General features: G+C 26.0%; 15 protein-coding genes and 1 tRNA gene. 11 read left to right on the top strand and 5 right to left on the bottom strand.

Annotated elements, in window-relative coordinates:
• Positions 1-314 (top strand): hypothetical protein (locus M3Z80_RS05715; RefSeq protein WP_293918404.1); only part of this gene is annotated, 314 nt, incomplete at its 5' end.
• A 375-nt stretch (positions 315-689) separates the two neighbouring features.
• Here the strand turns inward: M3Z80_RS05715 and M3Z80_RS05710 are convergent.
• The 4 genes from M3Z80_RS05710 to M3Z80_RS05695 all read right to left on the bottom strand — a co-directional run bounded on the left by M3Z80_RS05710 (position 690) and on the right by M3Z80_RS05695 (position 6391).
• Positions 690-1502: a class I SAM-dependent methyltransferase gene (locus tag M3Z80_RS05710; protein WP_293918402.1), complete on the bottom strand. Its 813-nt coding sequence runs from the start codon at positions 1500-1502 to the stop codon at positions 690-692.
• Positions 1503-1596: 94 nt separating this feature from the next.
• A complete protein-coding gene (mnmG, locus tag M3Z80_RS05705) occupies positions 1597-3465 on the bottom strand; it encodes a tRNA uridine-5-carboxymethylaminomethyl(34) synthesis enzyme MnmG (RefSeq protein WP_293918400.1) in 1869 nt (622 codons plus the stop codon).
• A gap of 44 nt (positions 3466-3509) precedes the next feature.
• Positions 3510-3926, bottom strand: coding sequence for an rRNA maturation RNase YbeY (gene ybeY / locus M3Z80_RS05700; RefSeq protein ID WP_293918398.1), 417 nt, complete (start codon positions 3924-3926; stop codon positions 3510-3512).
• Positions 3927-4162: 236 nt separating this feature from the next.
• Positions 4163-6391, bottom strand: a complete 2229-nt coding sequence (locus M3Z80_RS05695; protein ID WP_293918396.1) for a patatin-like phospholipase family protein — start codon at positions 6389-6391, stop codon at positions 4163-4165.
• Between the two features lie 317 nt (positions 6392-6708).
• On the opposite strand from M3Z80_RS05695, the gene M3Z80_RS05690 reads away from it, so the two are divergent.
• The 9 genes from M3Z80_RS05690 to M3Z80_RS05650 all read left to right on the top strand — a co-directional run bounded on the left by M3Z80_RS05690 (position 6709) and on the right by M3Z80_RS05650 (position 14853).
• On the top strand, positions 6709-7875 hold the full coding sequence (locus M3Z80_RS05690; protein ID WP_293918394.1) for a glycosyltransferase: 1167 nt from the start codon (positions 6709-6711) through the stop codon (positions 7873-7875).
• 15 nt (positions 7876-7890) lie between these two features.
• Entirely contained in the window at positions 7891-8820 is a 930-nt protein-coding gene (locus tag M3Z80_RS05685) for a glycosyltransferase family A protein (protein ID WP_293918392.1), read from the top strand.
• 8 nt (positions 8821-8828) lie between these two features.
• Positions 8829-9962: a glycosyltransferase gene (locus M3Z80_RS05680; protein ID WP_293918390.1), complete on the top strand. Its 1134-nt coding sequence runs from the start codon at positions 8829-8831 to the stop codon at positions 9960-9962.
• Positions 9938-11113, top strand: coding sequence for a glycosyltransferase (locus M3Z80_RS05675; RefSeq protein WP_293918388.1), 1176 nt, complete (start codon positions 9938-9940; stop codon positions 11111-11113). The genes M3Z80_RS05680 and M3Z80_RS05675 overlap by 25 nt, the downstream gene beginning before the upstream one ends.
• Positions 11114-11117: 4 nt before the next feature.
• Positions 11118-11666, top strand: coding sequence for a serine acetyltransferase (locus tag M3Z80_RS05670; protein WP_293918386.1), 549 nt, complete (start codon positions 11118-11120; stop codon positions 11664-11666).
• A complete protein-coding gene (locus tag M3Z80_RS05665; protein ID WP_293918384.1) occupies positions 11667-12737 on the top strand; it encodes a glycosyltransferase in 1071 nt (356 codons plus the stop codon). It abuts the gene before it with no gap.
• A 114-nt stretch (positions 12738-12851) separates the two neighbouring features.
• Positions 12852-13772, top strand: coding sequence for a dimethylarginine dimethylaminohydrolase family protein (locus M3Z80_RS05660; RefSeq protein ID WP_293918382.1), 921 nt, complete (start codon positions 12852-12854; stop codon positions 13770-13772).
• Positions 13765-14703, top strand: coding sequence for a citrulline utilization hydrolase CtlX (gene ctlX, locus M3Z80_RS05655; protein ID WP_293918380.1), 939 nt, complete (start codon positions 13765-13767; stop codon positions 14701-14703). The genes M3Z80_RS05660 and ctlX overlap by 8 nt, the downstream gene beginning before the upstream one ends.
• A gap of 76 nt (positions 14704-14779) precedes the next feature.
• Positions 14780-14853, top strand: a tRNA-Met gene (locus tag M3Z80_RS05650).
• A 276-nt stretch (positions 14854-15129) separates the two neighbouring features.
• On the opposite strand, the gene M3Z80_RS05645 is transcribed toward M3Z80_RS05650, so the two are convergent.
• Positions 15130-15273 carry a hypothetical protein gene (locus tag M3Z80_RS05645; protein WP_293918378.1) on the bottom strand — a complete coding sequence of 48 codons (144 nt, stop codon included), beginning with the start codon at positions 15271-15273 and terminating at the stop codon, positions 15130-15132.
• Between the two features lie 496 nt (positions 15274-15769).
• On the opposite strand from M3Z80_RS05645, the gene M3Z80_RS05640 reads away from it, so the two are divergent.
• Positions 15770-16318, top strand: a complete 549-nt coding sequence (locus M3Z80_RS05640; RefSeq protein WP_293918376.1) for a DUF4352 domain-containing protein — start codon at positions 15770-15772, stop codon at positions 16316-16318.
• The last annotated feature ends 529 nt before the right edge of the window (positions 16319-16847 follow it).

Raw genomic sequence — 16847 nt, 5'->3', positions numbered from 1 at the left:
ATTTTCTTTCAATTGGATATATAATAGTGATTTTTTGCAGATTATTATGTATTAATTTAAAAAAATATAGAATTATCTATTTACCTTCAGTTTTAACTTTTATAATGTTTTTTTTAGGGTGTGATGCTCTTAGATGGTTTTCTAATATGTGTATTTCTCTTTACATATTCTTACTATGTATTTTAGTAACTAATAAAGATAATATAAATGAAAGGAAAATAATTGATAAAAATTTCAGCAATGATATTTATTTCTTAATATTTTTACTTTTAGCCATGATGCCATTGAAAAAATTAGGAGTTTTGTGGTGGTAATATTTTATACCTTTCATAATATTTTCTATAAAAAATCTAATTTATTTTGTGATTTTTAGTTTCATATAATATTGATAATCTATTTTTTTTAATATATATAATTTTTTGTGTAATTATATTTTTTGATTTATTTATAGTTGTTAGTCCAAGTATTTTAAACTGAATATCAATTTATTGTTGATCTAAAATTGTTAATTTATCTTCTTAATTATTATTAATTAGGTGAATTATTATTTCATTCTGATTTAGTAAAAATTTATTATTATGTATTTTTAATATTAATTTTATTGTAATGTTGTTACTATTATCTAAATTTAATTTATTTTTTTAGTAAATTAAAAATGATTTATTATCTGTTTCAAAAGTTATAATAAATTATTTATTTAATATATATATAACTGAAGAATAATTTCCATCTTTTAAACCTTTTAAATTTGATATTGTTCCTATAAAAGGAAATCTTAGTATTCCTAGTGAATTTTGAGCATAATTTTCACTTATTAATGAAATGTAAAAACTATCAAAGGGTAGAGGATAAGTTTTAATTACTTTAAATTTATTTTGAGTAAAAAAGTTTATTGCTCCATTTTTTCCATAATGAAATATATGTCTGGGTACATCCCAAGCTGCCCAATGTTCTGTATAAAATTTTGCATCATAAGATTTATGATTAGGTAATTCTATTAGTAGATATCCATTATTTTTTAATTTTGATTTTAGTTGTAATAAAATTTCTTCTGGATTTGGTATGTGTTCTAACACATGCCAAAGAGTAATTATATCCAAAGAATTATCATCAATAGTTTCAAGAGAAGAAGTTATATGTTTTATACCTATTTTTAATTCAGTTTGTTTAGCTGCTTTTTTATTAGGTTCAAATCCAATTACTGAAAAATTTTTACTTTGCATAAATTGTAAAAATGATCCGTCTCCGCAACCATAATCTAATATTTTTCCGGATGATTTATATTTTTTAATAATTTTTAATTTATATTTTTCATTCAACTTTTGAATAAGAGAATATATTTTAGCTTTTAATGAATTGTCTTTATTATGAGATAAATATTTATCGCTATCATAATATTTAGCTATATCATAAGGTAAATCATATGTTTTTAAAATATCATTATATTCACTTTCTTTTACTTCAAAAGTTTCATTAGTCAAGAAATGATCTTTAATTTTCATTATGTTTTTTATAAATTTTCATTATATAATTATTAATTTATTTATATGTTCCACGTGGAACATATAAATAAATTAGAAGTGTATATCAGTGTATTTATCTTCCCATGTAAATTAATAAAACATTTATATCAGAAGGAGAAACACCACTAATTCTACTTGCCTGTCCTATTGTTTCAGGTTTAAATTTTATTAACTTTTGTTTTGCTTCTGTTGATATACTATTTAATTTATTGTAATCAAAGTTTAAAGGAATTTTAATATTTTCTAGTCTATTTAATTTTTCAACATTTTCAAGTTCTTTGTCTATATAACCTTTGTACTTAATTTTTATTTCAACTTGTTCAAGAACTTCTTCTGAAAAATTATTTGTATTTAAAAAATTATTAATGGATGGAATTTCTTTTAAATCTTGTAAATATATATTAGGTCTAACCAAAATTGAATCAGCCTTAACAGTTTGAGATATAGGAGTAGATTTTTTTTGAATTAAAATAGGATTTGTATCATCTTTAGTTATAGATAAAGATTTGATAAATTCTATACAAGAGGAAGTTTCTCTATTTTTAATTTCTAAATTTTTCATTCTTTCTTCAGATGCTAAACCTATTTTATGACTTAGTGGAGTTAATCTTTCATCAGCATTATCTTGTCTTAAACTCATCCTATATTCAGCTCTAGAAGTAAACATCCTATAAGGTTCTTCAGTGCCTTTTGTTACTAGATCATCTATTAGAACACCAATATAAGCTTCATTTCTATTAAGAATAAAAGGTTCTTTGTTTTTATTTTTTAATGAAGCATTGATACCTGCTATGAGTCCTTGAGCAGCAGCTTCTTCATAACCGGTTGTACCATTTATTTGTCCTGCAAAATATAAATTATCAATATTTTTTGTTTCTAAAGTATTTTTTAATTGAGTAGGAGGAAAATAATCATATTCAATAGCATAACCTGGTCTAAAAAATTTAGCTTTTTCTAAACCTGGAATTAATTGTATAGCTTTTATTTGTATATCATCAGGTAATGATGTGCTAAAACCATTTATATAATATTCTATAGTTTGCCATCCTTCAGGTTCTGCAAATATTTGATGTCTTTCTCTATCAGCAAATCTGTTAATTTTATCTTCTATAGATGGACAATATCTAGGTCCTGTACTCTTAATCGTACCATTAAATAGAGGAGATCTTTCAAAACCTTCACGTAAAACTTCATGAACCTTTGTATTAGTATAAGTAATATAACAACTTTTTTGTTTATGAAGTGTAGGTGTATTTGTATAAGAAAATTTTTGAGGATTTGCATCTCCTTTTTGTTCTTCCATTTTAGAAAAATCTATACTTCTGCCGTCTACTCGAGGGGGTGTACCTGTTTTCATTCTTCCAGCTTCAAATCCTAATTCAATTAAATTTTCTGTAATGCCAAATGCAGCTTTTTCACCCATTCTGCCCCCACCAAATTGTTTAATTCCAATATGAATTAATCCATTCAAAAACGTTCCATTGGTTAATATTACAGATTTAGCATATATTTTTGCTCCCATATAGGTTTTAACTCCAATTACTTTATTATTTTCAGTTAATAAACCAATAACCATATCTTGAAAAAAATCTAAATTAGATATATTTTCCAACTGTAATCTCCATTCTTCTGAAAATCTCATTCTATCAGATTGTGCTCTGGGGCTCCACATAGCTGGACCTTTAGAAAGATTAAGCATCTTGAATTGAATCATCGTTTTATCTGTAACAATTCCGGATAATCCTCCTAATGCATCAATTTCTCTAACAATTTGACCTTTAGCTATACCACCCATAGCTGGGTTACAAGACATTTGACCAATGGTTTGTAGATTCATAGTTATTAAAAGGGTTTTTGAACCTAAATTAGCAGCAGCAGCAGCAGCTTCTGAACCAGCATGACCACCGCCAACAACAATTACATCGTATTTTTCTAATATCATATTTATATATGTTTCACGTGAAACAAATTTTTAAAGTATTAATTTTAATTATTTTTAAATAAGTTTATATATGTATTTTCCTTTTCTCTCATAAGTTTTATATCCTCATCCATTTTGTCCTTGTATCCTATTATATGTAAAATTCCATGAACTAATACTCGGTTAAGTTCATCATCAAACTCTTCATTATTAATAATTGCATTTTCTTTAACCCTATCAGTTGAAATAAATATATCACCTGAAATAATATGATTTTCTTTATAATCAAAAGTAATTATATCTGTATAATAATCGTGATTTAAATATTGAATGTTAATATCTAATAATTGTTCATCTGAACAAAAAATATAATTGATATTTCCTAAACGAAAACCTTCATTTTCAATAGTCTCTTTTAACCATTTCTTTCTTTTTAATTTATTTTTTAAAATAAAATCATTTTTAGAAAAGTAATTTATCATATTTGTTAATTTATGAGTAACAAAATTAAAATTAGTAAATAAAATTCGAAATAATAATTAATAAAAATGTATATAATTTTGAAATTTATTTTAATATTTTTAAAATTATTAATTTTTTAAAGGTGTATTATAATTTTTTTAAAAGAATTGGAATATACAAACTAAGAATAGAAAAAAAATGTTGATAAATTATTTCTAATATTTATCAACATATATCAAAATGTAGAAAAATGAATTTAAAACCAGTAGCCTAAGGCTACACTAAATACTCCTTTGTTTTGATTAGTAGAGTAGGAATAAAGTAGGTTTATAGGTCCAAAGGGACTATCATATCCGTAACCCATTCCATAGCTGAAATATTTGTATTTAAAAAATCTTATATCTTTAAATTCGTCTTTTATATTAGCTAAATTAGAGTATACTTTAAGATAATGATTTTTAAGTACTTTGTAATTTAATGAAGAATATAAAGAAAAATATTGGTCACCGGTCTTATAAGCAAAAGGTAATCCTAAAAATTTAGTAAAATTTAAAAATTCTTGTTCAAAATATCCTCCCATGGAATATTTGTATTGTAATGGAAGTGCGTTAAATGAAACACCTAAATAATGCTGATTTTCCAAAGCTAATCTACGACCAATAGGAATAGAGTAATTCAATTGACTTTTAATTATTGAAAATTTATTAAAATTAGAAGCATTTGAATAGAATATATATTTAGCAGAGGCGTCTAATTTGAAACCTTTAAATGGAAAATTTGAATTATCTCTAGTATCTGCTTTTATATAAAAATAAGGATTATAGAAAAAGCTTTCATCCTTTTTGAAACTTTTTGAATCATCTTTATAATTGTATGAAAAAGGAGAGATACGCATAAAATTATACTCTATACCTGTACCGATTGCGTATTTTTCTTTTAAAGTTGATTGTAGATATATTTGTTGATTGAAATAACGAATACGATTAAATGAGTATTCGCTTTTTTTCATATCAGAATAATTAAAATTAAACGAATTAAATGTTGTATTAGATCCAATGCTCGGTAAAATTCCATTATCAATAAAATAATTGATATTAGCTCTGAAATTATTTCCAAAAATTACATCTATGGACAAATTTGAATTGTCAAGGAGTAGTTTATTAAGAGTGATGTTTGTTAAAAGAGAGGTTTTATAAACATCATCATAATGAAGTCCGAACCTAATTGAATTGTTATCTTTTTTATCTAAATATAAATTTACATGTTGACTTTCTAAAAAATTATCAGAAGTAAGCTCATAATAAACTCTTTTATAATTGCCTGTAGAATATAAGGCAGAAACACCTTTATCTAATTTAGTGATAGATGTATTTTGAGGTAAAGTTAAACCTAATTTTCTCTTAATATAAATGGAATCTTTGGAAGATTCACCAATAATGGAAAGCTTTGTAATAAATAAATTTTTATCAGAAGGCAATTCATTTATTCTAGGCCTAACATCCTTCGATTTACCTTGAATTTTTGCAATTTTTAATAATTCCGGAAAAGCTTTTTCTCCAGCTAATTTTCCTTTATTAAAAATAGAATCTTTTTTGTCAAAATCTGTTACATTATAATCTTTTAAATCGGGCTTAATTAATAAATCTACGTAACTTCTTTCAAAATCTGTTTTAATATTTATGCGATAACTTATAATTTGATTAATTATATTGAGTATGGAATTGATTTCATTAGCTTTTTGTAATCCGCTACCCAAATCAACCCCGATAATAATGTCCATTCCTTTATTTCGTAAGGCTCTGGAAGGAAAATTATTAACAATTCCTCCGTCAATTAAAATTTTATCATCAATCTTAACCGGTTCAATAAGAGAAGGATAAGCTCCACTGGCCAACACACTTAATGGTAGAAAACCGTTTTCTAATTGCTCTTCATCTCCGGTTTCTAAATTAGTTGCTATACATAGAAAAGGTATGGGAAGCTTAGAATAATCATGTACATCATGAACATTGTAAAGAAGATTGGTTAATAACATTAAAGGACCCTGACCTCTGCTTAATGCAGAGGGAAGAACAACCTTAAAATTAGAAATAGGTAAGGTTAGAATATATTTTTCCCTATAAGATTTATCAAAAAAAGGAATAAAATTTCGATTTCTATCTTGTAAAAAAAGTTCATTAAAGTCAATGCTGTTAATAATATTCTTCATTTCTTTGGGAGAATATCCAGCAGCATATAAAGAACCAACAATTGCACCCATGCTGGTACCACTTATATAGTCAATTTTAATTCCTGCCTTTTCTATAGCTTCAATAACTTCAACATGAGCAAATCCTTTAGCACCACCACCACTTAAAACCAATCCCACTTTTGGTTTTTTAATAGTATCATAAATTGGAATAAAAGTAGAATCACTATTTCGGCCGTAAAATAAATTTCCTATTATTAAAATATAAAATAGTAAGTAATTTTTATAAAATTTCATAATAGCAAATATATTAAAAACCTAAAATTTAAATAAATATTAATGTTATAATAATAGATTTATGTTATTTTTAAGACTAGCATAAAAAAAAGTCCCATTTTAATATAATAAAATAATTATTCTATTTTACAAGTTTAAAATTAGAATACTTTAAAGAATAATTGAGGTCATTTGATTATAATAAAAGAATTAAATAAGTACAATAAAATTAAAAAATGTAAAAATTGGGTAAATTTTGATTTAAAAATATAAATTATATTTGTTATAAAAACATTACTTAAAAAATTTAAGCAGTTAAAAATCAGGATTAATTTTCAATGAAAGAAAATAAAAAAATTAAAGTGCTTTTTAGAATTCGTTCCATGGAAACTGGAGGTGTCCAAAAAGTTTTATTAAATATTTTAAATCATTTGGATAAAAATAAATTTGAAGTAACCTTATTATTAAATCTTTATCAAGGAAAATTAATAAAAGATATCTCAAAAGATATAAATGTTCAATATATTGGAATAGGAAAAGAGTTTATGAGTTCAAACTCATTACTTAAAAAAATTCAATTAGTAATAAGATCCTGTAAGTTAAAGTTTTATAATCAATTTCCACATTTATTATATAAAAAACTAAAATTGTACGAACATCAAGTAGAAATAGGATTTTTTCATTATAATTATAATGATGTGTTGAATAGTCCCAATCGAAAATCAAAAAAAATAGGGTGGATGCATGGTGATATAAAAAATATTACCATACATGGAGATAAACAAAGTTTTGTTGCAAAATTTTTAAAATTTGATACAATGGTCTATGTTTCACGTCAAACCATGGAAAGTGCAAAAAGCTTTAATCAAAAAATAGAAAAAAATGCCAAAGTAATTTATAATCCTATTGATGTTAACAATATTATAGCCAAATCTAAACATCAAGCACAAGTAAACATCAGCTCCAGTAAAAACGATTCAATAAAATCATTTATTTCAGTTGGAAGAATAAAACCTGGAAAAGGTTACCAACTTTTGATAGAAGCTCATAAAAAACTTATAAATAATGGATTATATCATAAAATATATATAGTAGGAGACGGAGAATATAAAAATGAATTAAAAAATAGAATAAAAGAACTTAATATAGAAGAAACATTTATTTTTTTAGGAGAATATAAAAATCCATATCCTTTCATTAAAGAGGCAGATTATTTTATACTTCCTTCTTTTTCAGAAGCCTATCCGTTAGTTATTGCAGAAAGTCTTATACTATCAAAACCAATTATTACGACAGATGTAGGAGGAATAAGAGAAATGATGGTTGATCAGGAAAATGGTATATTTATACCTAGTAACAATGAACAAGCCTTATATGATGGAATGAAAACTTTGTTGCAAGATCAGGAAAAATCAGAATTTTTTGTTGAAAATAATAAAAAATGTAAAGATAATTTTTCTCCAGAAAAAATATATAAAAAAATTGAAAATCTTCTTTTAGAGTAAAATAACAAGAATTTAATGAATACAGATTCTAAAATAACAGTAATTACACCTACTTATAATAGAGCACATACTTTAAATAGATTATATGAATCTCTTAAAAAACAAGTATTTAAAAATTTTGTATGGATTATAATGGATGATGGATCTACGGACAATACGCAAGAATTAGCGAATAAATTTAGTAATGAAAATCTTATAGAAATAAAATATTTTCAAGGTAAAAACAGACATAAATTCATTACTGTTTTTGAAGGTATAAAAAAAGTAAAAACACCTTATTTTGTAATTATTGATTCAGATGATAGTTGGCCACAAGATTCATTCGAAATTTTATACAAAGAAGTTTCAAAAATTAAGAATCAAGATCAGTTTATAGGCGTTATTGGTCATTCTGCAGATACTGAAGGTAATTTAGTGGGAAATTTATTTCCGGGAGATGGTTTTACAGGTTCCATTCTGGAAATGCGCTATAAATATAAAGTAAGAGGAGATAAAAGTGGTATTTTTATAACTAAAAGCTATCTAAAAGAGCTAGATAAATATGATTATTCCATTTATGAAAACAAAGGATATATTCCACAAAGCGTTTTTTTTACTACTTACGATTCCCAGGGATTAAAAACAAAATTTATCAATAAAGTAATTCGTATATATCATAAAGATGATAATGATTCCAAATCTATTTCTAATACCCGTTGGAAAGGTAAGAATATCTTTGGATTAAGAGAAGGTTATAAAGCTATGCTAAACAATTATAACTATCAGCTATTTGCATATCCGAAAACATTAGTAAGAAACTTAATAGGTTTTCAATTTTATTCTTTTTTAAATAATAAAACGTTAACATCCAATATAACAAGCATAAAAAATCCTATAATTAAAATTATAAGTGTATTTGCTTTACCTTTTAGCTACATATACTATTTAAAAAATAAAAATAGCTGATAAAATATATGAAAAAATTATTGTTTATAACTTATTCGCTTGGTAAGCCGGGAGGAGTTCAATCAGTTTTGGCTAATTTAATGAATGAATTATGCAATAAATTTGATATAACTGTCTTATGTCTTGATGGTAACGAAAAATTTATATACGATCTAAATTCCAATATTAAGACCATGATTTTAAATTCTTTTGGAAATACAAAATCATTCCGAGCGATGGTATTTATAAATAAATACTTTTCATGGCTGCCCAAAAAACAAAATTTAAAAAATTATATTTATCAATATGGTGTATACCGATTGTTAAAAAAATGGCTAATAAAAAATCATCAAAACTATGATACGATAATTTCTTGTAGATATACTCTTTCCAGCATGTTGTCCACTATGAAAATAATAAATAAGAAAACATGGGCATGGGAGCATGTTAATTACAGAATGGGAGGATTATTTTGGTATACAATTATGCGTCCCTATTATAAAAATTTGAAAGGAATAATTTATATAAATAAAGAATCGGAAAAACATTATAAAAGAATAAATCCCCATAGTATACTTATACATAATATTATAGGAGAGCCTTTTGAAAGTGTGCCTTTCATATCTTTAGAAAAAAAGGAAAATATAGTTTTGTTCGTTGGCAGATTACATCCTGAAAAAAATATAAGACAAATTGTAGAAATGTATTTTAGCTTATCAAATACTAATTTATGGAAATTAGTGATAATAGGGGATGGACCTGAAAAAAAATATTTGGATGAATTTATACATAAAAATTCAGTTAACAATATAGTACTTATCGGTAATAAAAATAAAGAAGAAGTTTGTGAATACATGAAAAAAAGTAAAATATTGGTATTAGCTTCGGAAACAGAAGCATTTGGATTAGTATTGGTAGAATCTATGTTTTGTAGCAATGCTCTAATATCTTATGATTGTGAATTCGGTCCTTCCTCAATAATCAACGAAAAAAACGGTTTTCTTGTTAAACATCATGATGAAAAAGATTTTAGAAAAAAATTCCAAATATTAGTAGATGATGAAGATTTATTAAAAAAGTTAAATAAATCTTCTTTCGAAGAATCTAAAAAGTGGAAAAAAGATAATTTTTTAAACTTATGGGAAAATCTCTTGAAAGAATAAATAAAAAAAAGAAAATACTTATTAGAATCGGTTCCTTAAGACATGGAGGAGCAGAGAAAGTATTAGTAACTTTTTTGAAAAATATACCTGAAAATAAGTACGAAATAGATTTATTATTAAATCTTAAATCAGGTAAATATTTAGAAGAGGTACCAAGTTGGATCAAGATTTATCATCTTCATAAAGGAAATATGATTCCTACAAATAAACCCTGGGAAATACCTGTAAAAGTATATCGCAGATCTTATGAAGAATTATTAAAATTATTTCCTAAGCTACTCTATAAGTTTATTCTAAAAAAACGAAATTATGATATAGAACTAATAGCCAATCATAGGCTCTTGGAAGAAGTTCTCAAAAGTCCGGTCAAAACATCTAAGAAAATAGTATGGGTACATAACGATTTATTTAGCATTCCTGAATACACTACCCGTAAACTAAAAAAATTTTTTAAGTCGGATAAAATTTGGGTTATATCAGAAAAAATAAAATCAGAGTTTGAAAAATTAGCCACAATAGAAGAAGAAAAAGAAAAATTAATTAGAATTTATAATCCCATAGATTCAGAAGAGATCATAAATAAATCAAAAGAAAAAATTAATTTTACTTTCATTAAATCTAGAGAAGTAAAGACTTTTGTTACAGTAGGAACTGTTTTTCCTCAAAAAGGGTTTGATAGGCTCATTAAAATGCATAAAAAACTTTTGAAAGAAGGATTTAAGCATAAAATTTATATAGTGGGAGACGGATATGACTTTAAAAATATTACTAGCCTTATAAAGGACCTAAAAGTTGACGATACCGTTATTATGACGGGATATCAGGAAAATCCGTATCCTTTTTTTATAAATGCAGATTATTTCATTTTATCCTCACGGTATGAAGGATATCCTACCGTATTATTTGAAGCATTAACCTTGAAAAAACCAATAATAGCTACAGATGTTTCCGGTGTTAACGAAATATTAGAAAATGGAAAATTTGGAAAAATTGTTGAAAATTCCGAAGAAGGCATATATGAAGGAATGAAAGAATTTTTGTCTCATTCAGATATTCCTGAAAGATATGTTAAAGAGATGAACAGCAAAGAATTGCCTTTTACTTTAGAAAATGCAGTAGTTAAATTAACTAATATTTTAGATAGCCTATAAAAAAATGTCACATACACTTATACAAAAAGATTATTACAGAATTCATGGGAGATGGCCGGGAAGATTTGTAGGAAAATCACTCGTAAATCCTAATTTTCGATATATATATTTTCTAAGAAAAGCTTCAAAATATAAAAAAAATTCAATTTTGGGAATGCTGTATCGCATTATTCTTTATCATTATCAAACCAAATACGGCTTTCAAATATACCCCGAAACACAAATAGGTGAAGGTTTTTACCTAGGACATTGGGGTACGGTTATCATCAATCCCGAAGTAAAGATTGGTAAAAACTGTAACATTGCTCCAGGAGTTACCATAGGTAGAGCAAATAGAGGAAAAAAAGCAGGTGTTCCTATTATAGGAGACGAGGTATGGATTGGTTCTAATGCTGTATTAATTGGGAAAATTACTATAGGAAATAATGTTTTGATAGCCCCAAATGCTTACGTTACTGAAGATGTGCCGGACAATTCAGTTGTTATAGGAAATATTGCACAGATTAAGTCTAATGAAAATGCTACCGAAGGATATATAAATAATAAAGTGTAAATGAAAACAATACTATTTATACTTCCGGATTTAAATATGGGAGGAGCAGAGAGGATTATAACTTTACTGATAAATAATTTAGACAAAAATAAGTTTATTCCTAAGCTCTTATTAATGAGAAAAGAAGGATATTATCTTGAGGTTTTAGATAAAAATATTGAAATTATAGATATAAAAACAACAAGAATAAGAAATGCATTTTTTCCCATTCTCTCTGTATTAAGAAAATTGAAACCCGATATAGTTTTTGGCGGATGGGGAGAAATTTCAGCATATTTAGCACCAATAATTCCCTTTTTTCCAAACATCCATTTTATTGCCAGGGAAACAAATATAGTTTCCCAACACGTAATCCGTCCGGAAATTAAATTTTTTTATCGTTTTTATAATAATTTTCGTACCATCATCGCACAGAGTGATGACATGAAAAATGATCTGGTAAAAAATATTAAAATTCGTGAAAGTAAAATTAAAAAAATCAACAACCCCGTTGATATTGATTTAATAAATGAAAAATCTACTGGAAATATGATTTTTCCATTTTCTGATCAATACAAAAATGTAGTAGCCATAGGAAACCTTTCTTATCGTAAAGGCTTTGATAACCTTTTAAAAGTTTTTTCGCATCTTAAAGATGATCCTATATTCTTACATATAATAGGAGAAGGAAATGATAAAGATAAATTATTCCAATTAAAAGAAAATTTACAATTAAAAAATGTCAATTTTTTAGGTAAAATTACTAATCCTTATCCGTATTTGAAAAATGCCGATTTATTTATCCTTTCCTCTAGATATGAAGGATTTCCAAATGTATTGCTCGAAGCTGGAGCTACCGGAACATTTTCTTTAGCAAATAATTGTAAAGGAGGAATAAATGAAATCATAGAAGAAGATATTAATGGAAAAATTTTAGCTATTGAAGACCATGAAAGCTTTGCAAAACAAATAAAACAATCCCTAGGCCAGAAATACAATAAAGATAATATTAAAAATTCAATCAAAAACAGATTTTCAAAAGACAATATTATAAAGCAATATGAAAAAATTTTTGAGACTGAGAGCAAATAAATTAGATAAAAACATTTTATTGAAAATTGAAGGAAAGTATAAGTATGTAGAAAATAAATTTTCTGTAATTTTGGACTAATTTTGATTTTTTAATCAATTAACTATATGAATGTTATGCATCTAAATATAAAGAATGAAACATCAAAGCTGAAAGTTGTTGTTTTAGGTCAGCCTTATTCGATGGGCAAAACTCCTGAATTAAGTGAAACCTATGATGCGAAATCGTATGAAAATGTAAAAAATAATACCTATCCGATAGAAGCAGCGGTAATCCATGAAATGAAAGAATTTGAAAAAGTTCTTTTAAAATATGATGTTGAAGTTTTATCTCCCGAAATTTTAAAGGATTATAATCAAGTTTTTGCAAGAGATGTAGCTTTTGTCATAGAAGATAGTATTATTGTCTCCAACATGATATCAGATAGAGCAGAAGAGCAACAAGCTTATAAAGAAATATTTCAATCCATATATTTTCAAAATATTTATAACCTCCCCAAAAAAGCAAATGTAGAAGGGGGAGATATAATACTTCATGACGATGTTATTTTTTGTAGCGCTTATGAGGGAAATGATTTTGACCGTATAAAAACAGCAAGAACAAATAAATATGCTCTTGATTATTTAAAAGAATTATATCCGTCAAAAACATTTATAAATTTACCGTTAAAAAAAGATGATAAAAATCCTAGAAAAGGAATTCTACATTTAGACTGTACATTTATGCCCTTAGGAAATAATAAAGCTGTTCTATATAAAGGAGGATTTGTTAATGAAAAAGATTATCACTTCCTACTTGATTTTTTTGGCACAAATAATGTTTTTGAAGTGACAGAAGAAGAATTATATTACATGAATACAAATGTATTTTCCATATCACCCGATGTAGTTATATCTGAGGAGAAATTTGTAAGGCTCAATAATTTCTTAGAAAACGATTGGAATATTAAAGTAGAAACGGTTCCTTATCATGAAGTATCAAAAATGGGAGGCCTTCTAAGATGTTCCACCTTACCTTTAATACGAAAAAATGATTAGTAAGCAAATAACCGATACTGTGCTAATGATAGAACCTGTTGCATTTGGGTTCAATCAGCAAACAGCAGTAAATAATTTTTTTCAACAAAACGATTCACTTTCAGCGGAATCAGTTCAGGAAAGAGCCTTGGAAGAATTTAGGAATATGGTTGAAAAACTAAGAAAATTCGGAATTAACGTAATTGTTATAAAAGACACCGATCAACCTCATAAGCCTGATTCCATCTTTCCTAATAACTGGATTTCTTTTCATTCTGATGGTAAAGTTATACTCTATCCTATGTTTGCTAAGAATAGAAGGTTGGAAAGGAGAGAAGACATCTTGGATAGTATAGAGCAAGAAGGATTTATTATAAATGAAATAATAGATTACAGTAAAGCGGAAGAAGAAAATATTTTTTTAGAAGGAACCGGAAGTATGGTATTAGACCGTAGTAATCAAATCGCTTACGCTGCCATTTCAGAAAGAACTGATGAAGAACTTTTTATTGAATTTTGTGAAGATTTGGAATTTTCACCCATAGTCTTTCATTCCACTCAAGTAAAAGAGGATAAAAGATATCCGGTTTATCATACCAATGTGATGATGAGCGTAACTGAAGATTTCGCAATAATATGTAAAGATTCCATTCAGAACATTAAAGAAAGAAAATTAGTATTAGATTTTTTACATACTACGAAAAAAGAAGTAATAAGCATTTCAGAAGAACAAATGAATCTTTTTTTAGGCAATTCTTTACAGCTGGAAAATGATAAAAAAGATAAATTTCTTGTCATGTCCAATACGGCTTATCAATCATTAGACGCTGGTCAAATTAATGTAATAAACAAATACACTCAAATATTGGTATTTAACATACCTACTATTGAAAAATATGGAGGGGGAAGTGTACGATGTATGTTAGCTGAAATATTTTTACCTAAAGCATAAAGTTAAAAATCAACTTTTAAGATTAAATATTTTGTAATTTAATGAAATCCCGTTATATTTGCACCTCGAATTAATCGGCGAGGTAGCTCAGGTGGTTAGAGCGTTGGATTCATAACCCAAAGGTCGGCAGTTCAAGTCTGCTCCTCGCTACTAAATTTAACCCATAATGCATTAATTAATAATGTTTTATGGGTTTTTTTGTTAAAATAATTCGGAAAAATTAATATTATGATTATGTATATAAAGAAAAATTTTATTTAAAAGAAATTTTATTTTGATATTATATTAATAATATATTTTATTTTTGTAAAGTAGATTTTTTAAAATATCAGAATTTATATGAAATTAAAAATTTTAGAATAAAAAAATATAAGCGTTAGCTTTAGTGATAACCAGAAAATCGCCAGTTTTCAAATATTTCACACACTAGCTAAATATTAACATTTGCGTCAAAATGGCGTGGGATGTTTTTATTGCGTATATGGATTCAGGCGAACCTCTTGTGTTAATAAGTTCAATATCCACGCTTTTATCGTTTAAATTAATTCTGCTTTTTGGAATTGGAGGCATAAATTAAAATTAGAATTTTATTTGGAAACAATCAATAATTCTTTTACTAAACAAAAAAAATACCTAATAATTGGGGGTAGCAGTAGTTTATTGATAGGCAGTCTAATATATGTATTTTTTAGGGCTTTTTCTTTAAGAATTTTTTCATGGAGTGAACTAGTAGGTATACAAGAATTTTTACAGGAATTAAGAGAATATTCCATTTCTTTTATCAGATATATCCCTGATTGGATATTATTTTCTCTGCCAGATGGGCTATATGTTTTTTCTTATGTCTGTTTTACACTTTACACTTGGAAAAATATAATATCTGTGGAAAATGTAATTTGGTTTATAATAATTCCTTTTATAGCAATCGGGTCTGAATTACTACAATTATTTCAATTACTTGATGGAACTTTTGATATAATAGATTTGTTATTTTATTTATTAGGGTTTCTCCTTCCTTTTATATTTTTCAAAAAATCAATTATATATAAATTTAAAATTTAATACTATGAACAAACATTTTAAAACCTTAGTTTCAGCTTTAACCGTTGTATTCTTTGCATTTATTGCTTATGGAAGTCTGGGGAAAGATAAAAAAGATTCTGTATCTTCTTCAACTTCTAAAACTTCTATTACAGAGAATTCTTCTAATTTGGTAAAAATAGGAGAGCCTCTACAGACAGAGTATTTTGAAGTAACAGTGAAAAAAATAAGTATAGAAGATAAGGTAAAAACTGGGAATCAATTTACAGAACTTAAAAAAGAAGAGGGAATCCGTTATTTAATTTTAAACACAACTTTCAAAAATATAAGTGATGAAAGTAGAATGTTAATGGATGGAGAAGTATTGATTAATTATAATGGAAAAGAATATAATTTTGATCACTCAGAAACCATACTATCAGATGGTTGGGGGTTACTTGGACAGATTAATCCATTAACTACGAAAACCACTAATTTAGTATATAAAATTCCAGCAGAAATTAAAGGAGAGGCTTATTACAGACCTGGACGTTCTGGTAAGAAAGATTTGATTGAGTTGGGAGTTATTGAATAGAAAAAATGAAAGAGCAAGAAATACAAATAGAAATATTTGTATTTCTTATAAGTTTAATTACATGAATATTATGTACAGATTTATTCTTTTATCATTATTTTTTATTGTATCAAATTTTTGTTTCTCATAACAGATAATAGAAATGAGGCCTATGTTACCAGTAATAAGCTTGAGACTGATTGGATAATTTTAAAATTACTACTTAGACAGGAAATGCAAAAAACGGTAAAAGGTATTTTATAGATTGGAAAAATTCCGCGGATTACATATTTACTGCACTAAGAAAAAATGAAGCAAATAAGATATGTATTTCACTACATGCGAATCTGACATAAAATTTAGAGAATAAAAATAGTTGTAAAAAATATCATTTTTTCAAATCCTTAAAATTTAGTTTCACGACTGTTTGTTATCAGGTGAGAAAACTTAAATGTATCATGTTTTAAAGGTAGGGGGATACTCCCACCATCTCTAAAAAATAAAAAATTACTTAGTAACAATATTTTAGTAAATAATAAATTAATAAGAT

Origin of the sequence: Apibacter sp., assembly GCF_025291155.1 — a bacterium.
Lineage (GTDB): Bacteria > Bacteroidota > Bacteroidia > Flavobacteriales > Weeksellaceae > Apibacter.
Note: the sequence above shows the minus strand (reverse complement) of the source record. Positions and strands in the feature narration are given on the sequence as shown.